This is a genomic window from Bradyrhizobium sp. BR2003 (genome assembly GCF_009720285.1).
Taxonomy (GTDB): Bacteria; Pseudomonadota; Alphaproteobacteria; order Rhizobiales; family Xanthobacteraceae; genus Bradyrhizobium; species Bradyrhizobium elkanii.
Map to the genome: position 1 here is coordinate 162632 of NZ_SMYJ01000014.1, position 19705 is coordinate 182336.

Annotated in this window: 18 protein-coding genes and 1 pseudogene; 10 read left to right on the forward strand and 9 right to left on the reverse strand. The window is 66.1% G+C overall.

What is annotated here, in order from left to right; all coding sequences use genetic code 11:
* Positions 1 to 63 precede the first annotated feature (63 nt).
* Positions 64 to 1155 carry an adenylate/guanylate cyclase domain-containing protein gene (locus tag E2I15_RS09220; protein WP_137479792.1) on the forward strand — a complete coding sequence of 364 codons (1092 nt, stop codon included), beginning with the start codon at positions 64 to 66 and terminating at the stop codon, positions 1153 to 1155.
* Between the two features lie 5 nt (positions 1156 to 1160).
* Here the strand turns inward: E2I15_RS09220 and E2I15_RS09225 are convergent, their stop codons facing one another.
* On the reverse strand, positions 1161 to 1346 hold the full coding sequence (locus E2I15_RS09225; protein ID WP_196238898.1) for a hypothetical protein: 186 nt from the start codon (positions 1344 to 1346) through the stop codon (positions 1161 to 1163).
* Positions 1347 to 1501: 155 nt separating this feature from the next.
* On the opposite strand from E2I15_RS09225, the gene E2I15_RS09230 reads away from it, so the two are divergent.
* Both E2I15_RS09230 and E2I15_RS09235 read left to right on the forward strand, forming a co-directional pair.
* On the forward strand, positions 1502 to 2722 hold the full coding sequence (locus tag E2I15_RS09230; protein ID WP_137479730.1) for a winged helix-turn-helix domain-containing protein: 1221 nt from the start codon (positions 1502 to 1504) through the stop codon (positions 2720 to 2722).
* Positions 2723 to 2855: 133 nt separating this feature from the next.
* Positions 2856 to 3503 (forward strand): Vgb family protein, encoded by a 648-nt coding sequence (locus tag E2I15_RS09235; protein WP_137479729.1) that lies wholly within the window; start codon positions 2856 to 2858, stop codon positions 3501 to 3503.
* Positions 3504 to 3531: 28 nt separating this feature from the next.
* On the opposite strand, the gene E2I15_RS09240 is transcribed toward E2I15_RS09235, so the two are convergent.
* A complete protein-coding gene (locus E2I15_RS09240; protein WP_137479728.1) occupies positions 3532 to 4749 on the reverse strand; it encodes an MFS transporter in 1218 nt (405 codons plus the stop codon).
* 126 nt (positions 4750 to 4875) lie between these two features.
* Complete coding sequence (locus tag E2I15_RS09245; RefSeq protein ID WP_170991580.1) at positions 4876 to 6042, reverse strand: ABC transporter substrate-binding protein; 1167 nt, start codon at positions 6040 to 6042, stop codon at positions 4876 to 4878.
* Positions 6043 to 6244: 202 nt separating this feature from the next.
* On the opposite strand from E2I15_RS09245, the gene E2I15_RS09250 reads away from it, so the two are divergent.
* Positions 6245 to 6811, forward strand: a complete 567-nt coding sequence (locus tag E2I15_RS09250; RefSeq protein ID WP_137479726.1) for an AAA family ATPase — start codon at positions 6245 to 6247, stop codon at positions 6809 to 6811.
* 8 nt (positions 6812 to 6819) lie between these two features.
* Here the strand turns inward: E2I15_RS09250 and E2I15_RS09255 are convergent, their stop codons facing one another.
* Both E2I15_RS09255 and bamA read right to left on the reverse strand, forming a co-directional pair.
* Positions 6820 to 7314, reverse strand: coding sequence for a carboxymuconolactone decarboxylase family protein (locus tag E2I15_RS09255; RefSeq protein ID WP_246668153.1), 495 nt, complete (start codon positions 7312 to 7314; stop codon positions 6820 to 6822).
* Between the two features lie 194 nt (positions 7315 to 7508).
* On the reverse strand, positions 7509 to 10019 hold the full coding sequence (bamA, locus tag E2I15_RS09260; protein WP_137479725.1) for an outer membrane protein assembly factor BamA: 2511 nt from the start codon (positions 10017 to 10019) through the stop codon (positions 7509 to 7511).
* 284 nt (positions 10020 to 10303) lie between these two features.
* Between bamA and E2I15_RS09265 the strand changes: the two genes are divergently transcribed.
* Both E2I15_RS09265 and E2I15_RS09270 read left to right on the forward strand, forming a co-directional pair.
* The gene (locus E2I15_RS09265; protein WP_137479791.1) at positions 10304 to 11026 is read left to right on the forward strand and encodes a response regulator; all 723 of its coding nucleotides are present in this window, start codon (positions 10304 to 10306) and stop codon (positions 11024 to 11026) included.
* Positions 11023 to 12363 carry an ATP-binding protein gene (locus tag E2I15_RS09270; RefSeq protein ID WP_137479724.1) on the forward strand — a complete coding sequence of 447 codons (1341 nt, stop codon included), beginning with the start codon at positions 11023 to 11025 and terminating at the stop codon, positions 12361 to 12363. Before E2I15_RS09265 ends, E2I15_RS09270 begins: the two co-directional genes overlap by 4 nt.
* 147 nt (positions 12364 to 12510) lie before the next feature.
* Here E2I15_RS09270 and E2I15_RS39825 read toward each other — a convergent pair.
* Together E2I15_RS39825 and E2I15_RS09280 are read right to left on the reverse strand one after the other, a co-directional pair.
* Positions 12511 to 12834, reverse strand: a pseudogene (locus E2I15_RS39825) (EF-hand domain-containing protein); the annotation flags it as partial.
* A 143-nt stretch (positions 12835 to 12977) separates the two neighbouring features.
* Positions 12978 to 13445 (reverse strand): MarR family winged helix-turn-helix transcriptional regulator, encoded by a 468-nt coding sequence (locus E2I15_RS09280; RefSeq protein WP_137479722.1) that lies wholly within the window; start codon positions 13443 to 13445, stop codon positions 12978 to 12980.
* 148 nt (positions 13446 to 13593) lie between these two features.
* Here E2I15_RS09280 and E2I15_RS09285 point away from each other — a divergent pair, with 148 nt between their 5' ends.
* Positions 13594 to 13995: an Ohr family peroxiredoxin gene (locus tag E2I15_RS09285; protein ID WP_155262288.1), complete on the forward strand. Its 402-nt coding sequence runs from the start codon at positions 13594 to 13596 to the stop codon at positions 13993 to 13995.
* A gap of 102 nt (positions 13996 to 14097) precedes the next feature.
* On the forward strand, positions 14098 to 14502 hold the full coding sequence (locus tag E2I15_RS09290) for a cupin domain-containing protein (RefSeq protein WP_210241893.1): 405 nt from the start codon (positions 14098 to 14100) through the stop codon (positions 14500 to 14502).
* A 51-nt stretch (positions 14503 to 14553) separates the two neighbouring features.
* On the opposite strand, the gene E2I15_RS09295 is transcribed toward E2I15_RS09290, so the two are convergent.
* Positions 14554 to 16071 (reverse strand): MFS transporter, encoded by a 1518-nt coding sequence (locus tag E2I15_RS09295; protein WP_137479721.1) that lies wholly within the window; start codon positions 16069 to 16071, stop codon positions 14554 to 14556.
* A gap of 213 nt (positions 16072 to 16284) precedes the next feature.
* Here E2I15_RS09295 and E2I15_RS09300 point away from each other — a divergent pair, with 213 nt between their 5' ends.
* Positions 16285 to 17193 (forward strand): LysR family transcriptional regulator, encoded by a 909-nt coding sequence (locus tag E2I15_RS09300; RefSeq protein WP_170991579.1) that lies wholly within the window; start codon positions 16285 to 16287, stop codon positions 17191 to 17193.
* Between the two features lie 20 nt (positions 17194 to 17213).
* Here E2I15_RS09300 and E2I15_RS09305 read toward each other — a convergent pair whose 3' ends face one another.
* The gene (locus tag E2I15_RS09305) at positions 17214 to 18125 is read right to left on the reverse strand and encodes a LysR family transcriptional regulator (RefSeq protein ID WP_137479719.1); all 912 of its coding nucleotides are present in this window, start codon (positions 18123 to 18125) and stop codon (positions 17214 to 17216) included.
* A 126-nt stretch (positions 18126 to 18251) separates the two neighbouring features.
* On the opposite strand from E2I15_RS09305, the gene E2I15_RS09310 reads away from it, so the two are divergent.
* Positions 18252 to 19691, forward strand: coding sequence for an MFS transporter (locus E2I15_RS09310; RefSeq protein WP_137479718.1), 1440 nt, complete (start codon positions 18252 to 18254; stop codon positions 19689 to 19691).
* Positions 19692 to 19705: the final 14 nt, after the last annotated feature.

The window sequence follows — 19705 nt, forward strand, 5'->3', positions numbered from 1 at the left end:
TTGACAGTCGGTGCTGAGGGATAATTCGTGACAAGGGCGGTGCGTCAACCCCATGATGGCGTGATGCAATTGTCCTCGACGTTGAGCTGGCTGGTCGACGCCGCCGCCGAGACCGCGGGCGCCAACCGGTTGTTGGCAGACCTCGGTAGCCACCTTATCACGGATGGCCTGCCGCTGGCCGGGGGCGCCCTGACGCTCGAGGTTCCGCACCCCCTGATTGCAAGACGAACCTGGCTGTGGCGTGCCGACAATGGCGAGGTCATCGAAGCGCTCGGATTCGCGCCGGAACAACCCTTTGCGATGCCCGATATGGTGGGATCCGGCGACGCCGGCCGGCGCTGGCTCGGAACCCTCGCGCCCGGCCCGATCCACGAGGGCACGATTGGAACGCGGCCGGATGGCCCGACCATCGGATGGATCGGGACACGCGCTTTCACACCTGCCGAGGCGGATCAATTGCGCGCGGCGGCGCGGTTCATGGCCGCGCCGCTCGCCGCGCTCGCGGCACGCGCGACACTGACGGCGGCGCTGGAGGCGTATCTCGGCCGGCGCAGCGCAGCGCGCGTGCTGGCATCGCCATTGCGACGCAATACCGGCGAAACCATCCGGGCGGCGCTGCTGTTTGCCGACCTCCGCGGCTTCACCGCCCTGTCGGAAAGTCATCCGCCTGCCGAGGTGATCGCGGCACTCGATGCCTGGTTCGACCGCATCGCGGGCGCCATCCACGCCTTCGGCGGCGAGGTGCTGAAATTCATCGGCGACGGCCTGCTCGCGATCTTTCCGGTCACGACCAGCGCGCACAGCGCATCCGAGGCGGCATTGCGCGCGGTGTCGGCGGCGCGCGTCGGCATGGCGCATCTCGACGTAGAGCGACGCAAGCAGGGCTTGCCGCCGCTGCCATTCGGCGCGGCGCTGCATCTCGGCGAGGTGCACTGGGGCAATATCGGCGCCGCCGACCGCCTCGACTTCACCGCGATCGGCGCCGCGGTCAATCTGGTGAGCCGGCTCGAAGGGCTCTGCAAGCCGCTGGAGCAGACCGTGCTGGTTTCGGGCGCCCTCGCCGCCGAGACCGAGACGCCGCTGGTCGCGCTCGGCAGTCATGAATTGCGCGGCATCGCGCGGCCATGCGCGGTCTTCACTTTGCCGGAGACGTGAGCCGGTCATTTGAACAGGCGCAGCCATGGCGCCAGATGAAATGCGCTCATCAGCGCGTACATCGGGACCATGCCCTGCAATGACAGCGGTCCCTGCATCGCGCCGCAGATCATGTCGGCCGGCGCCATCGCGGCAATCAGCGCCATCACGGCGAAGGTCGGCGCCGCTGCCAGCGACAGAAAGCGCGCCACGATGGGCCCGCGTCCACTGAGCCGCCCCCTCACCCAATCTTCTCGTGTTTCAATACCGGTCATCGTTCGATCTCTCGGGAGATGATCCATGTCGTCATGTGCTAGGTTAGGATCGGGCCGCGGAGGGTGAGAGTGACAAGTGTGTCGGGATTCGAATGGACTCGCTGATCATAGCTGCAGCGCGCGCGCTCGCGGCGGGTGATCCCCTCGGCGCACTGAAACGGGTGGCCCTGCGCGACGATGCGCCGGCGCTGGCGCTGCGCGGCATCGCGATGGCCCGGCTCGGCGATTTCGCCCGCGCCAAGGAGCTGTTGCGGCGCGCAGGTCGCGCCTTCGGCCCGCGCGAAGCGGTCGCGCGGGCACGCTGCGTGGTGGCGGAGGCCGAGATCGCGCTGGTATCGCGCGACCTTTCCTTTCCCGGGAAGAGCCTCGCCGCGGCGCGCGCAACGCTCGCGGCTCGAGGCGATGCACTCAATGCCGCCCATGCCGGCTATCTCGAAATCCGCCGCCTGCTGCTGATCGGGAGCCTCGATGCGGCCGAGCGCATGCTTGATGGCCTCGACCCGGCGCCGTTCCCGCCGGCGCTGCGGGCCGGCCATGAACTGGTCGTCGCCGGAATCGCGATGCGGCGGCTGCGGACCAAGCCGGCACGCGAAGCGCTGGCCCGCGCGAGGGAAGCCGCACGCCGCGCCGGCATCGCCGAGCTCGCGGCCGAGGTCGAGGGCACCGCGCGCCTGCTCGCCACGCCCGCGGCGCGTCTGATCGCGCGCGGCAGCGAGCGGCCGCTGCTGCTCGAGGAGGTCGAGGCCCTGATGGCATCGAGGGCCCTCGTCGTCGATGCCTGCCGCTACGTCGTGCGCGATATCGGCACGACGGTCTCGCTGACGCGACGGCCGGTGCTGTTCGCGCTCGCCCGCGCGCTGGGCGAGGCGTGGCCGCAGGACGTGTCGCGCGGCACGCTGATCGCGCGGGCGTTTCGCGGCAAGCACGCCGATGAATCACACCGTGCGCGGCTACGCGTCGAGATCGGACGGCTGCGCCGCGCGCTGCGGCCGCTCGCCGACCTCAGCGCCACGCCTGACGGCTTTGTGCTGGAGCCGCATGGCCGGCGTGAGGTGACAGTTCTGGCGCTGCCGGTCGAGGAGGAGCACGCCGCGGTGCTGGCCTTCCTCGCCGACGGCGAGGCCTGGTCGAGCTCGGCGCTGTCGGTCGCGCTGGGGGCGAGCCAGCGCACCGTGCAGCGTGCGCTCGACGCGCTGGCCGCCACCGGCAAGGTGCAGTCGGTCGGCCGTGCCCGCGCCCGGCGGTGGATGACGCCGCCGGTACCGGGATTCACGACGACCTTGTTACTCCCTGCCCCGCTGCCGAACGGCTAGCATCGGGGCGCAATTGGAGCGTTTTCGAGCCAAGCGGATATCGCTTCGTGTGAAGAAAACGCGTCAAAGAGGAAATTTGGAGATTCGGTTCTGATTCAATCAGAACCGAAGCTCCAGGCGACAGGAGCGCAGCATGAAAAAGGCCACGGCCGAGATCATCCGGGAATACGGCCCCTTCGACGGCGTCGAGAACGTCGGCGGCGTCAGCTTCGACGGCGAGCAGGTCTGGTTCGCGGCCGGCGATCGCCTGGTCGCCTTCGATCCCGACAGCGGCAACACCACCCGCACCCTCGATATCGCGGCCCATGCCGGCACCGCCTTCGACGGTAAGCACCTTTACCAGATCGCCGAGGACCGCATTCTGAAGATCGAGCCGAACAGCGGGCGCGTGGTGTCCACCATCCCGTCACCCGGCGGCGGCCGCGATTCGGGCCTTGCCTGGGCGGAGGGCTCGCTGTGGGTCGGCCAGTATCGCGATCGCACCATCGTTCAGATCGATCCGGAAACCGGCAAGGTGTTGCGCACCATCGAAAGCAACCGGTTCGTCACCGGCGTCTCCTGGGTCGATGGCGAACTCTGGCACGGCACCTGGGAAGGCGATGAAAGCGACGTGCGACGCATCGACCCGCAGACCGGCGACGTCATCGAACGGTTGGAGATGCCGCAGGGCGTGTTCGTCTCCGGGCTGGAGTCCGACGGCAAAGACCGCTTCTTCTGCGGCAGCGGCTCCGCCAACAACAAGGTGCGTGCCATCCGGCGACCGAAGCGCAGCCGCGCGTGAAGCGAATCGCTTCACGCGCGCGCCGGTCTCACGCCGGCGCAGGCACTGCGGTGGGCCGCGCAGCCGGCATCGGGCGGAAAGTCATCATGATCAGGAACGCGCCGATGCCGACCGCCCAGGAGCCGACATAAAGCCACGTGTAGCTCGCAAAGGTGTCGTAGATCAGGCCGCCGGCCAACGGCCCGGTCGCCATGCCGAGGCTGCCGGCCATCGCCGTGCCGCCGATCACGGTGCCCATCATCCGCAGCGGAAAATTCTCGCGTATCAGCACGGAATACAGCGGCATGGTGCCGGCATAGATGAAGCCGAAGATCGCCGCCACCGCGTAGAATGCGGCAAGCTCGCGCACGAAGACGTAGCCGAGCGCGCCGAACGCCTGCGCCAGCAGGCCAAGCACCAGCACGCGCTTGGCGCCGAAACGGTCGCCGAGCAGACCGAAGGCGATGCGGCCGCCCATGCCGGCGAGCCCTTCGACGCTGTAGATCGTCACCGCGGCGACCATCGGAATGCCGCAGATGACCGCGTAACTCACGGTATGGATGATCGGGCCCGAATGGGTGGCGCAGCAGAAGAAATTGGTCGCGATCAGGATGATGAATTGCGGCGAGCGCAGCGCCTGCGCCAGCGACATCGGCGGCTCGCCGTTCTCCGAGACCGCCTCCGTGTGGTCGCCCTGCAGCGCCGGCGGGCGGCGCACCAGGAACGAGACCGGGATCATGATCGCGCCGACCACGCCCGAGACGATCAGCATCGCGGTGCGCCAGTCGTGGTGGGAGATCAGCCAGGCTGCGAGCGGCGACATCGTCATCGGCGCCATGCCCATGCCGGCCGACACCAGCGAGACGGCGAGGCTTCGATGGGTGTCGAACCAGCCGGTGACGCAGGCCATCATCGGGGCGAAGATCGCCGCCGTTGCCGCGCCGACCAGCGCGCCGAACACGAACTGAAAGGCCAGCAGCGATGTCACCTGGCTGGCCAGCGCGAGGCTCGCTGCCAGCACGACCGATCCGGTCAGCACCACCGGCAGCGGCCCGAAATGGTCGGACAGCGTGCCCCAGATCATGCTGGTGAAGGCCATCGCGAGGAAGCCGATCGTCATCGCGCTGGAAATGCCGGTCACCGACCAGCCGGTCTCGTGCGCCATGGGCTGGAGGAACACCGGCAGCGAAAACATGCCGCCGATCGCGACGCAGCCGAGCAGGCCGCCGGCCGCGACGATCACCCAGCGATAGGTCGAATTGGTCATTCCGGAACTCCGATGCAGTTCGTTCTGGCTGGAAGACGAACGGGCCGGACTGGAACCGACAACCGACGCGCGCGCCAGCTCACTTTTTTGCGAGCATGGTGGCCTCGAGCGCCGCTACCCTCCTGGTCAGCGGCCAGCCAGACTGCACCCCGGCTCCGGCGCGATCTCGCCGAGTGCCCGGACCTGCACGAGGTCCGAACCCTGCGTCCTGGCAATGAACATGCTCATCGCCGCGTGATGATCCTGACCGAGCGCGACAGGGCCGGTCGGCGACGGAATGGCGAGGCCCGCCATCGCGTCGATGATCGCCTCCTTGTCGAGCTTGCCGGCCTTCTCGGCCGCCGCCTTGAGCGCGATCAGCGTGTTGTAATGCGTCATCACATAGTTCGACACCGCGACACCCGGCTCCGCGGCGGCGCGGGCCTTCGCGACGAACGCCTTGATGGCAGGATCCTCGCTCGCCGCGACCGCCGGCACCACGGTCACCATGTTCTGGCCCTTGCCGCGGAAGATGCCGAGGTCGACTTCCGACAATCCGAGGAACGCGACGGTGATGTCCTTCAACAGCCCGGCCTCGTCGGCCTGCCGGATGAAATCCATCCCGTCGCCCTTCAACGCGAACAGCAGCACCTTGGCCTTGCTCGCCGCGATCTCCCTGATCAGCGGTGAGAAGTCGGTCTCGGTCCCCAGCGTGTATTTCGTCGCGACCACCTTGCCGCCGAGCTTCTCGATCAGGGGCTGTGCGATGCCGAACATCTGATGCGGCCAGACCCGGTCGGCACCGAGCAGAAAGTAGGTGTTGCCGAACGTCCGGGTCATGTAGGGCAGCAGCTGGCCGAGCTCCTGGTTCGGCAACGCGCCGAACGAAAACAGATAGCGGCTGCATTTGCCGCCCTCGTAATTGGTGGCGTAGAGCAGCGGCGTCTTCGAGCTCTCGGCAATCGGCACCAGCGCATTCAGATTACGCGAGGTGATCGGACCGACCACGGCCAGCACGCCCTGCTTCTCGACCAACGAGCGCATCGCCTCAGCGGCCGCCTCCGGCCGCGTCTTGTCGTCGGCATAGATCACCTCGAGCGGCCGGCCGAGAATGCCGCCGGCCGCGTTGATGTCCCTGGCGGCGAGATCGAGCCCAAGTTTCGCCTGCTGACCGTAGAGCTCGACCCCGCCGGAAAACGGCAGCACCGCGCCGACCCGGATCGGTTCGGCGGGTTCAGCAGCGCGCGAAGGCTGGAGCAGCGCGCCGCAGGCCAACAGCGCGAACGTCATGCAGATGATCGAGCGTGATGCCATGTGCGTCATTCCTTCGAGCAGGACCATGCTTGCTCGATAGTATCCGTGCGGGATTGCAGAATTCGTCAAACGCGCCGTGCTTGCGTCACAATCGAGGCTATGCTCACCGCGCCCGTCGAGACATCTCCGGGCCACCTTCCCGAAGGCTTCTGGCTAGGCAACCCGTATCCGCGGAATGCCGACTCGCGCCTTGCCCTGACCAATGAAAGGACACCTCTTGCAAAACCGCTTCGTCCTGATCTCCGGCTGCTCCGGCGGCGGAAAATCGACGCTGCTTGCTGAACTAGCCGCTCGCGGCTATCCGGTCGTCGAGGAGCCCGGCCGCCGCATCGTCACCGATGAGCTCGCATCCGGCGGCAACGCCCTGCCCTGGGTCGATCCGGCGCCCTTCCTGCGGCGCGCCATCGACGTCGCGGTAAACGATATGACGGCGGCCCGCGCTCACTCCGGATGGGTGTTCTTCGATCGCGGCGTCGTCGACGCGGCGTCGGCACTACAGGCGTTGACGGGCGAGCCGGTGCTGGGCCCGATCTGCTCGGCACATCGCTACCACCGGCGCGTGTTCGTGACGCCGCCGTGGCCCGAAATCTACGTCACCGATTCCGAGCGTCGGCACGGCTTCGAGGCAGCGACGGCGGAGTATCAGCGGCTGATGGAGACGCTTCCCATGCTCGGCTACGATGTCATCAACCTGCCGAAGCTATCGCCATCCGCTCGCGCCGATTTCGTGCTGACGACGCTCGGCGGCGGCGGCATCCCGACGGCTTGATCAAACCGTCACTCCGCGGCCTCGCGCTGCGGCACGCCCTGCTCGACGTCGAGCTGCAAGATGTCGTTGAAGCGATTGAAGGCGCCGCACAGCGCGATCCGCCAGGTCATTTCGACGATCTGCGCTTCCGAGAAGTGTTCGCGCAGGCGTGCGAAAATCTCGTCGCGGGTCTTGTTCCAGTTGTTGGTGACGGCGATCGCATATTCGACCACGAGCTTGTCGAGCGCATCGAGCTCGGGATGATCCCGATACTCGAGCAGCCGCTCGGCGCCCGCCTCCGAGACACCCTGGATCGCGAGCTTCGGCGCATGGTGCGACACGCAATAGTCGCACTTGTTGAGCAGCGACACCGTCACCAGCGCGAGCTCGAGATGCCGCTTCGAGACCACCGCCTCGTCGGCGAGATCGACCAGCAGCGACCACATGTGCTTGAAGATCGGCGGGCGCTGCGCCATGACCCCGGCCTGGTTCTCGAACGCGCCATAGGTGGTCACTTGTCCCACAGCGGCTTGAGCTCTCCCGGCAGGTCGTTCTTGGTCTTGATTGATACGCGTGACATGGATTGCCTCGGATCGGAATTGAACCAACGCAGGCTGCCCCGCTTCGCCTGATATCGCAAGCCGCAGGGCGGCATGCCAAGTATCGCGACAGGTCGGCGCCGGCGAGGACACGCGCCGCAGGCACGACGATTGTCACCTCAGAATGACGTCCCGCCTCCGAACCGGAACTCCTGCACGATGTCGTATTTGCCCTTCGTGATCGGCACGGCGTAATCGAAGCGCAGCGGGCCGAACGGCGAGGCCCAGATCAGGCCGACACCAACCGAGGTTCGCACCACGTTCCCATCGTCGTATTGGAGGCCGCATTTGCAAGCAGCCGTATTCACCTCGCCGGTCGCGGCCCACGACGTCGGGCCTTCATAACCCCAGAGCGAGCCGGCGTCCGCATAGACGGCCCCCTTCAAGCCAACCTCGGAGGGCAGGAACCAGAACGGCATCTGCAGCTCCATCGACGCCCCCCAATATTTGGTGCCGCCGAGCGCATCCCCGACCGCACCCAAGCTCGCATAGCTGATGTCGCGCGGCCCGATGCCGTTGGTGGCAAAGCCGCGCACGAGGTTCGGCCCCATCTGGAAATGGTCCAGCATGCGCAGATCGTTGTCGCCGACCTTGGTGAGCAGGCCGCCCTGCAGGTGGATCAGTCCGATCAGGTCGGACACCAGCGGCGTATAGTATTTCGCGTCGACCGCGCTCTTCAGATATGTCACGTCGCCGCCGACGCCGGCAAAATCCTGCTTGAAGTCGATCAGCAGGCCGTCGGTCGGGTTCTTGTTGTTGTCGAGGATGTTGTAGGTCAGCGTGTAGCCGATCTGCGAGGTCCAGGTCGCCCCTGCGGCAAGCTCCTTGCGCACCGGCAAAGTGGATTCGCCGTCGCCGTAGCAGCCATACCCATAGAGCCCTGACGAGACCGAGTTGGTGGGATCGACGCCGCCGAGCACACTCTGGATGTAGGCGGGTGTCGGATTGAATGCGAGCGATGGGTTGGACGGATTGTTGTTGCAGTTCGCATAGGCGCTATCGAGCGAGATTTCCTGCTGATAGAGCGAATATCGCAGCTGGAGGGTCAGGTCCTCGCGCAAGGCCAGGCCCAGCCGCGGCGAGAACCCGATCGTCTTCACGCCATAGGTCGTGTAGTCCGTCGGCAGCTGCTCCTTGTAATACGCATCGAGCCCGAGCGCGACGCGATAGTCGAGTAAATACGGCTCGACAAAGGACATCGACAGGCCGCGCGAGTACTGGCCGTAGCTGACCGTTGCCTTGGCGAGCAGGCCACGGCCGAGCAGATTTCGCTCGGAGATGCTGACCTCGGCAAGCGCGCCGTCCGTTGTGGAATAACCGCCCGAGACGGAGAAGTCGCCGGTCGACTTTTCCTCCAGATCGACAACCAACACCACGCGATCGCTCGTTGAGCCGGGCTCGGTGGTGATCTTGACGGTCTTGAAGTAGTCGAGATTCTTCAGCCGCCGCTCGGCGCGATCGACCAGCGCACGGTTATACGCATCGCCCTCGGAGAGATCGAACTCGCGCCGGATCACGTAGTCTCGGGTGCGGCCGTTGCCGCGAATGTCGATCCGCTCGATATAGGTGCGCGGCCCCTCCTCCACGCGAAACACGATCCCCACCGTGTGGGCCTCGAAATTCCGGGCGCCGTCCGGACGGACCACCGCGAAGGCGTAGCCGCGGCGCGACGCTTCGATCTGCATGTCCTCGACCGACTTCTCGACCGCCTCGACATTGTAGAGCGAGCCTTCGCCGACGCGCGACAATGAACGCAGCGTCGTCGGATCGAAGCCCGCTATACTCGAGCGGAAACTGACCGTCGCAACGCGGTACTGCTGCCCCTCATCGATCTTGAACGTCACCTGAAAGCCCTTGCGCTCCGGATCATACTCGGCGAGTGCAGCTACGACCTGGACGTCCGCGTAGCCGTGCTTCAGGTAGAAGCGGCGGATCAGGTCACGGTCGGCCTCGACCCGATCCGGGTCGTAGATATCGGCATTGCCGAGAAAGCTCAGGAAGTTCGTCTCATGGGTCTTGATCACGTCCTTCAGGCGCGCCGCCGAGAAACTGTTGTTGCCCATGAACTCGATGGTCTTGATGCCGGTCTTCGCTCCCTCGTCGACGGTGAAGACGAGATCGACGCGGTTGTTCGAGCGCTCGATGATTTCCGGCGTGACGTGCACGTCGTAGCGGCCTGAGTGCCGATAGATCTCGGCGATCCGCAGTGCATCCGACTGCACCATCGGCCGCGACAGGGTACCCCGCGGCTTGGACTGCATTTCGGCAGAGAGCTGCTCGTCCTTGATCTTCTTGTTGCCCTCGAACGCGACGCGGTCGATCACCGGATTCTCGATCACCGAAACGACGATCCGGCCGCTCGCGTGATTGATCTTGACGTCCTGGAACAGCCCGGTCCCGACCAGCTCCTTGAGGGCGTCGTCGACGGCAGCCTGATCGAGACGGCCGCCGGGCCCGGGCCTGAAATAGGAGCGGATGGTCTCCGCCTCTACCCTCCGGTTGCCTTCGACCGTGATCGCATCAACCGATTGGGCCGCCACAGGAGCCAACAATGGCCATATCACCGGCGTCCCCGGGATCGAAAAGCCCGACAGCACGATCGCCGCGACATAGCCCCGCCACGTCTTCATTCCACACCTCGCGAACAAGAACCCCGTTGTGACGGGATGGTGATGGCTGCGGTGTGGCTGCAGGATTGCGGGACTATTTCCAGTGGTTTGGGACTGTTAGCGCGACGCGACGCGGCCGGCATCGCGAATTGTTTCGGGCTGCGCGCGACGCTTACAGTTCAGAAACACTATGCTTACGAAAAGGCGCAATGCCGCCCACAAGCGACGCGTATGCTGGTCAATTGGTGGCTGAGCGCGCTGGAACGCGCGCCAATGACGTCATGATGAGGACCCAGTCGCGGATCATGCTTGCAAACACTCCGAAGATCCTGATCGTCGAGGACGATCTGCAGACTAGAGACTTGATTGCCCGCTACCTGCGCGACAAATCCTGCCTGGTGGCCACCGTCTCGAACGGCAGGGAAATGGATCGTTACCTTGCCGGGCATTCGCTCGATCTCGTCGTGCTCGATCTGATGCTGCCCGGAGAGGATGGACTGACCCTATGTCGACGCCTGCGCGGCGATTCGACGATTCCGATCATCATGCTCACGGCGAAAGGCGAGGACCTCGACCGGATCCTCGGGCTCGAGATGGGCGCGGATGACTATCTCGCCAAACCGTTCAATCCGCGCGAGTTGCTGGCGCGGATCAACGCCGTGCTGCGCCGTCAGGCGCAAGCCGGCCTTGCCGGGCGCTCGGGCCAGAGCGCTGCGCGCCTGCGCTTCCAGGACTGGACCATCGATCTGCGCCTGCGCGAACTGCGCGATCCCGACGGCGCCCAGGTCCCGTTGACGAGCGCGGAGTTCGACCTGCTGCAGGTGTTCTGCGAGCGGCCCGGCCGGATCCTGACGCGGGACGGCCTCTTGACCATGACGCGCAGCCGGCCGGCCAGTCCGTTCGGGCGCAGCATCGACGTGCTGGTCAGCCGGCTTCGCCGCAAGCTCGATACGAGCGAAGGATCGTCGGTGATCCGGACGGTTCGCACCGGCGGCTACATCTTCACGCCGCATGTGGAGGACGCATGAGCTGGACCCGCAGGATTGCCGCGCTTTTCAGCTTCCACCGGATCAGTGGCCAGATCGCCGCGCTGATCCTGCTGTCGCTGGTGCTCATCCATGCGCTGATCGGGCTTTATTTCGTCAGCCAGAAGCCGAGATCGTTTGCGGACAGGCCGGTCCATCAGTTCCAGCTGGTTGCCAGGCTTCTGGCCGAGGCCCCCGCGGCCGATCGCGCAACGCTGTTGCGCGCGGCCGATCGCGCCTTTCCCCGTCTGCACCTCACATTGCGCGACGCAGGTCCGGGCTCGTCTGACGGTGCTTCGTCCGAAGCACCTGGCGTCGACGACGTCGATGAATTTTCCTCGAAGACCGCGCCGGCGGCGGTTCGGTTGCCGGACGGAGCCCTGTTCGAAGCGACGATCGGCCCGACGAAAATGCCGCCGTTCTTCGGCGGGTTCTGGGTCAGCACGTTCCTGTTCCTGTTCGTCAGCGTCACGCTGCTCGGCGTGTGGGCCGGCAGCGCGCTCAGCGCGCCGCTCTCCGCTTTTGCCCGCGCCGCCGAGAATTTCAGCATCAGCCAGGCGGCCGCGCCGCTGCCGGAGACCGGTCCGGAGGAAATCCGCGCCGCGGCGGTCGCGCTCAATCGCATGCGCGAACGCATCACGACGCTGATGAATGACCGCACGCGCATGCTCGCCGCCATCAGTCACGACCTGCGCACGCCGATCACCCGGCTGCGGCTCAGGTCCGAATATATCGAAAACGATGCCCAGCGCGCGGAGACGCTGCACGACCTCGATCAGATGCAGGCGATGCTGGAATCCGTGCTGTCATTCCTCAGCGGCGGCGGCGCGGCGAAGCCGACGCTCGTGAACGTCGCCGCCCTGCTGCAGACGATCTGCGAGCAATTTTCCGATTGCGGTCATGTCGTGCGTTACCAAGGCCCGATCAGGGCTTCGCTCCTGATCCGCCCCAGCGAGATCAGCCGCACCGTGACCAACCTGGTTGAGAACGCCCTGCGGTTCGGTAGCGAAGTCGATATCCGGCTGACCGCGTCAACTGATCAGGCCATCATCGACGTCTCGGACGACGGTCCGGGGATTCCGGAGCATCGCCGGGCCGAAATGCTGAAGCCATTCGTCCGGGGCGACGAGGCCCGCACCATGGACGAGAAAAGCGGGTTCGGACTTGGCCTTTCGATCGCTCAGGCCATGGTGTGCGGGCATGGCGGCGAGCTGTCGCTGCACGACAACGCGCCGCACGGCCTTCTTGTCCGCATCAAATTGCCAGGGCCCGTGCACCTCGGATCGGATCGGAGCGGGGCGAGCGCGTCTCGTCCCCCAGTTCCTGAGCTCGTTGGCTAGAGGAGCTTCAGGATCGGGTTCAGAATCGCTCGCCCTGCCGCCCGGCCGCTTTTGATCGGACCCGGACTGCTTCAGTTCGTCCGGCGTGACGCGGCAGTCGCCGTTCTTCGAATCGCAGGATGAACTCGGCTTGTCGACGAACTCCCCGCGCGTAACCTTGCCGTCCCGGTCCTCGTCGAAATAGCCGAAGTCGGCATCGGCGAGCGCGCTGCCGGCGCGGCGAACCGCTTCGAACTCGGCGGGCGTGAGTCGCCCGTCGTGATTGCGGTCGGCGCGATCGAACAGCCGGCCGAGATAGGCCTTCCATTCGTCGCAGGTGTAGACGCCGTCGTGATTGTCGTCCCAGATCTCGGCCGCGCTCGCCGGTGAGCGGTCTCCGCTAGATTGCGGATGCGGCTCTTGATCAGATGAAGCCGGCTGCGCCGCCGCGAATGGAAATGGCGCGGAAAGCCCGCTCATCACCGCAATCATCCCGCAGATGGACAGCAACTGTCTGCGCAAATCGATCTCTCCTCCGCGTCATCCCGAAGCGGCGCGGAGTCGTCGGTCGCGCCGTGGCGAAAATGCGGAAGGGCGTGGCGCGGATACAGCGCGTTACAATTTGGCCCGCGGGATCAGCCCTTCTTTGGATCGGCGCGTGTGTTACGCAGCAGATTATCGCGCAGCCTCGCAACGGTCTTCTGCACGACGGGAAATTCATCCCCGAGCCCGGTGGCCTCGACCAGGGACACATTGATGTCCTTGTCGAGCAGGCGTCGGCCGGCCGGCGTCAGGCTCACGCGAACCTGCCGCTCATCGGCGGGATCGCGCATGCGGCTGATATAGCCGCTCTGCTCCAGCTTCTTGAGGATCGGCGTCAGCGTGTTGGATTCCAGAAACAGCTTTTCGCCGAGCGCGCTGACGGTCTGCTCGTCCGCCTCCGACAGCGCCACCATGGCGATGTACTGGGTGTAGGTCAGGCCGATCGCGTCCAGGATCGGCTTGTAGGCGCGGCCGAAGGCCAGATTGGCCGAATAGACCGCAAAGCACAGAAAATTCGAGAGTTTTCGGCCCTTGGTCTCGGCCTTGGAGGAGCGGGTCACGGACGTCTCCGGAGTTTGTGATGTCGCGGTGCATATAAATCGCATCCGATTAAATCGGAAGTGCTTGACACGATCAAGCCCAGGGCCTATTTCGACGCGTACACGATTAGATCGGATACGATATATATTCATCCCAAAGGAGCTCGCCATGACCGCCAATGCAAAGGTTCTCGTCACCGGAAAGACCCACGTCACCGCCGGCCCGAACGGCGCCGCCCGCTCGCGCGACGGCTTCCTCGACGTCAAGCTGCCGCAGCCGCACCCCGCCGCGGAAAACTTGTTCGCGGCCGCCTGGTCGGCCTGCTACATCGGCGCGATCCAGCTCGCCGCCGGTCAGCGCAAGGTCAAGCTCGCGAGCGAGCCCGAGGTCGACGCCGAGATCGATCTGAACCAGGCCGGCAGCGCCTTCTTCCTGAGCGCCCGCCTCAGCGTCCACGTCCCCGGCGTCGAGCGCGAGGTCGCGCGGGAGCTGATCGAAGCCGCGCACGGCATCTGCCCCTACTCCAAGGCGGTTCACGGCAACATCGCCGTCACGACCACCCTCGTCTGAAACGAGCACATGACGATCTCCGACGCGGGCCGGGCGCTTGCCGGCTCGCGATCGGACAAGGTCAGCAAGCAGATCCTGGAGTTCAAGATGACCAGCAAGCTGATGAAAGCAACGCGCCTCCTCGCAAGGACGGCCTTGTTCACCGCAAGCCTCCTGACAATTCCGAGCGCACAGGCACAGCAGCCGGCCGGCTTCGCGCGAACCGACCTGCAGCGCCACGACCTCAGCGCGTCCGGGCGTGAAGCCGTGCAGGTGCGTGTCGACATCGCGCCGGGCAAGGCATTCGGCCGCCATACGCATCCGGGCGAAGAAATCATCTATGTGCTCACCGGCACGCTCGAATACGACGTCGACGGCAAGCCGCCGGCGAGGCTGAGGGCCGGCGACGTGCTGTTCATTCCCGCCGGCACGGTCCATGCGGCGAGGAATGTCGGCGACGTCACCGCCAGCGAGCTTGCGACCTACATCGTCGAGAAGGACAAGCCGCTGCTGACCCTCGTGAAGTGACCGATCCCGCCTGCCCGCCCCTGCGCCTGGGCAGGCACGGCGACATCGTGTTCACTTCGTGCCGTGAGCCTCGGCCTGCCGCACCGGTCGCGCGTTGAAGATCAGGAAGCTGAGCGCGGCCATGATCCACACCCCGATGCCGCCATAGAGCATCACCCAGCCGAAGCCGCTCGCCAGTGCCTGATGCACGACCGGGCCGGTCAGCTCCGGCGCGGATGCGACGTCGCCGGCCGCGATCCGCTCGGCGATGGTACGAACTTGCGCGCCATCCAGCGCCGGCAGCACCGCCTTCAGATGCGCCAGCACGCCGCTCGCCAGGATAAAGCCCATCAGCGCGATGTTGACCGACAGCGAAACCATCCGCGCGCTCATGTCGATGCCCGAGGCCATGCCGGCGCGGTCGCTCGAGACCGAGCCGGTCGTCGTATTGGTGACCGGCGTGTTGGTGATGCCAAGACCAATTCCGGCGAGCAGGCAGCCCGGCAGCATCGTCAACCAGTCCGGCTGCGCGGCGGCGCTGCCGAACTTCATCAGCATGAATCCGGCGCCGATGGTGAACAGCCCCACCGGAATGATCAGGCCCGGTTGATAGCGCAGCGACAGTCGCTCGGCGAACGGCGGCATCACCAGCGTCGGCAGCGTGTAGGCAAGCAGCGCAAGACCCGCGGACACGCTGTCATAGCCGAGGCCGGCATGAAACCAGATCGGCAGGTAGATCATGAACGGCCAGTAGCTGAGGTTCATCGCCGCCGAGCCGACGATCGAACCGGAGAACGCCGGGATCCGGAACACCGAGAAGTCGAACATCGGCCGCCGGCTGATCTTCTCGGCAACCAGGAACGCGATGAAGCTCCCGGCAGAGACGCCGAGGATCGCAAGCCCCTTCGGACTGACGAAGCCGAGATCCGGCCCTTGCGTGATGTAGAAGGCGAGGCAGAACACGGCGAGCGACATCGTCACGATACCGGCGACGTCGAGGCTGCGCGCCTTCGGATCCTTCGATTCATGCACGCCGCCGATCGTGAGCACGAACGCCACGGCCGCGAACAGCACGTGGACGAGGAACACCCACTCCCAGCTCAGCACCGCGACGACGGCGCCGCCGATGATCGGGCCGAAGCCGAGACCGATGCCGAAGATGACGCCCCACCAGCCCCAGGCGACGGCGCGCACCCGGCCGCCCTGGAACTCGTGCGAGAGCACGGCGATCTGACAGATCAAGAGCGCGCCGCCGCTCAGGCCCTGCAGGAACCGGGCGAGGATCAGCATTTCGACGCTCGAGGCAACGCCGCAGATCAGCGAGGTGATGCCGAACGCGGCGATCGCGACCAGGAAGATGCGCTTGCGACCGTAGCGGTCCGCCACCGTCCCGATCGCCATCAGCACCGTGGTGACCGCGATCGTGTAGGCATTCATGATCCATTGCAGCGCCTTGAAGTCGGCATGCAGCACCCGCTCCAGCGTCGGCAGGATCGCGGGGATGCTGGAAATCTCCAATCCGAACATCAGACAGGCAAGGCATACGGCGGACAACACGACAGTGCCGCGGCGGCTCAGTTCAGGTGACATGATCAGGCCTTTTGTTGTGGCAAGCCGACGGAGTACCGCACGCTGTTGCCAGGGTGCTGGCAGCAGCGTCGGTCGATCGACTCACGATGTATTGAGGCAGCAGCGGCAGGAATCGGGTGGCCGCAGCGCTTCACAGCCAAAGCTAGTCATGGCTTGAGCATTGGTGAATTGGATGACTAGATATTTCAGAGACAACAAATCCGGATGACTGACATGACCACGCTCGACGTCGACGCCGTGAAGACATTCGTGACCATCGCCGATCTCAAGAGCTTTACGCGCGCCGCCGAAACACTCGGCACCACGCAGGGCGCGATCAGCGTCAAGCTGAAGCGGCTGGAACGCCAGCTCGGCCACAGGCTGATCGAACGGACACCGCGCCTGGTGCGCCTGTCGGCGCAGGGCGCGGCTTTCCTCGCCCCCGCGCAGGAACTGCTGGCCGCGCATGATCGCGCCGTCGCGGCGTTGTCGCCGGTGCGCCCGCGTCGCTTCTCGCTCGGCATCGCCACCCATGTCGGAGGCGCGGAGGTCCCGACCTTGCTGGCGCGGCTGCACGCGCACGACCCGGCGCTCACCATCGAAGTCCGGCTCGAGGACTCCCGCGACCTGCTCGATGCCTTCGACCGCGGCGAGATCGACGCCGCCATCATCCGCCGCGAGGACGACCGCCGCGACGGCGAGATGCTGGCGACGGATCACTACGGCTGGTTCGCCATGCCGGACTTCGTCCATCGCGCGGGCGAGCCGCTGCGGCTCGCCGCCTCCTCGCCGTCCTGCGGCGTGCTCAACATCGCGACGCGCGCGCTGGCGGCGGCGGGCATCCCGTGGACGGAAAGCTTCCTTGGCTGCGGGTCCTTTGCCGTCGCCGATGCGGTCGCCGCAGGCCTCGCGACTTCGGTGTTCTCCCGCCGGCTCGCCCCGGCCGGGACGATCGAGGTCAGCCGGCGGCTCGGCCTGCCTGCGCTACCGCCGTCCGAGATCATGCTGCTGTCAGCGCTGTCAGATGCAAAATCACGCGCTGTCCTGAAGACGATCGTTGGCGCCTTTCGCGAGCATCATCGGATGCCTGCGAGCCGCGCGGCAGAGGAAATCCATACCGTCACGGAAGTTGTCGGCTCCTGAGTGATCTGCGCGCCGGCCGACTACCGGCGCGCGCTTCCGGCGCGCTTTCCCTCGAACAGCGCGCGCTCCAAGGTGAGCGCCCCGGCGAGAAAATCGAGCGTCGCGCGGATGCGCGCGGTGCGCTTGAGATCGTCATGGGTCAATAGCCACAGTGCCGAGCGCGGCTCCGCGAGTGCTTTCGGCGTCAGGCGGCGCAGCGCGGGCGCGAGATCGCCGACATAGCAAGGCAGCAGGGCAAGCCCCAGTCCCGCTGCCGCAGCATCGCGCAGCGCCGGAAGCGCGTCGACCCGGCACGTGGTCCGCGCCGAACGCACGTTCTCGCGCATCCAGCCGGCGATGACGGTCCCCGCCAACGCATCGTCGAGCCCGATCCAGTCGTGCACAGACAGATCTCTGTCACTGCGGCGGGCGAGATAGGCGCGCGATCCGTAGACCGCATGGGCAATATCGGCAATGCGCCGCCCGACCAGCAGTTCGGATGGCGCCGGTGTCGGGCGGATCGCGATCTCCGCCTCGCGGCGCGTCAGGTTCGCCATCGTATTCGAGATGGTGATCTCCGGCTGGATCTCCGGATGCGCGGCGCGCATCGCCGGCAGATGCCGCATCAGCACCGCACCGAGCGTGTCCGTCGTCGTGATCCGCACCGGCCCCGACGGCCTGAGGTCCCGTCCCGCCAGCTTGCGCTCGAGGGCAAGCACTTCGTCCTCGAGCCGGGCCGCCGACGCCGCCGCGATGTCGCCGGCCGGTGTCGGCGCGTAACCGTCGCGGAAACGCTCGAACAGCCGCGTTCCGATCGCGTCCTCGATCGCGCCAAGGCGGCGAAACACGGTGGAATGCGTGACGCCGAGCCGGCGCGCCGCCCCCGAGAGGCTGCCTTCCCGCGCGATCGCAAGGACAAGCTCGAGGTCATTCCAGTCGATGGCGTTGTGCATTTTTGCAAACTCACTTCGCATGTTTGAATAATATCTTATCACAAAAGGACAGGCCATCTTCCCGGACATTCGACCGACGAACGCCCCGCGTACGGCCCGCCGTCGATTGCCGAGAGGAGCTGGCACGTGACAAGCGAGACCACCGAGACGCTGCAATTGCACGCCGCGCGGCCGGCGACGGTCGACCCGCGGCGATGGCTGGCGCTGCCGGTGCTGCTCACCGGCGCCTTCCTGCCGATCCTCGACTTCAACGTCGTCAACCTCGCACTCCCCGCCATCAGCGACAATCTCGGCGCCAGCCCAAGCGAGGTGCAGTTCGTGATCTCGGCCTATGCAGCGACCTACGCCGTGTTCCTGATCACCGGCGGGCGGCTCGGTGACCTGCTGGGACGGCGGCGTATGTTCCTGACCGGCGTCGCCGGCTTCACGATCGCCTCCGTATTGTGCGGCATCGCATGGTCACCGGCCGTGCTGGTCGCCGGACGGATCCTGCAGGGCCTCACCGCCACCGTGATGGCGCCGCAGGTGCTCGCCTCGATCCGCGTGCTGTTTCCGGCGGCCGAACAGGGCCGCGCGCTCGGCTTCTATGGCGCGACCTTCGGCCTTGCCAATATCTGCGGCCAGCTGCTGGGCGGCGTGCTCGTGTCGGCGCATCCGTTCGGACTGGCCTGGCAGGCGATCTTCCTGATCAACGTGCCGATCGGCCTCGCCGCCTTCGTCGGCGGCCTGCTGTACCTCGCCGACTCGCGCGCTGCGCACGCGCAGCGGCTCGACGTCGGCGGCGTCATCCTGCTGTCGCTCACGCTCGGCCTTCTGGTCTATCCGCTGATCGAGGGCCGGGAATCCGGCTGGCCCATCTGGATCGTCGCGATGCTGCTGGCCTCTCCGCTGATGCTCGCCGGCTTCGTCCGCTTCGAGGCGCGCCTCGAAGCCCGCGGCGGCGACCCGCTGGTCGCGCTGCATCTGCTGCGCAACAGCGATTTCGTGATCGGGCTGGTGATGGCGCTTGCCTTCTACATGCTGTCGTCGTTCTACTTGACCTTCGCGGTGTACCTGCAAAGTGGCCTGCACCAATCTCCGCTGCAAGCCGGCCTTGCCACCCTGCCCTTTGCCGCCGGCTTCTTCGTCAGCTCGCTGGTGTCGTCGCTGGTCATGCAATGGCTCGGCCCGCGCACGCTGACGCTGGGCTTTGCGCTCCAGGTCATCGGCTTCGGTGTCGTGATGCTGTCGGTCGGCGGCGCGCTTCCGCAAAGCTTGGAATTCGGCCTGATCTGCGGTGGGCTCGGCTTCGGCACCGTGATGCCCTCGGTGATCAAGGCCGTGATCGGCAGCATCGATCCGCGCCATGCCGGGCTGGCATCGGGCATGATGATCTCGACCTTCCAGATCGGCGCGGCACTCGGCGTCGCGGTTATCGGCGGCGTCTTCTACAGCCTGCTCGGGCCGCATCCGCGGGCCGACGATTACGCGCACGCCTTCACGATCGCGCTCGGCTGCAACGTCGCGCTGCTGGCGCTCGGCGGCTGGCTATCGCTGTGGCTGCCGCTCGAGCCGGCGGCGGGTTGAGATCGACACCGCCG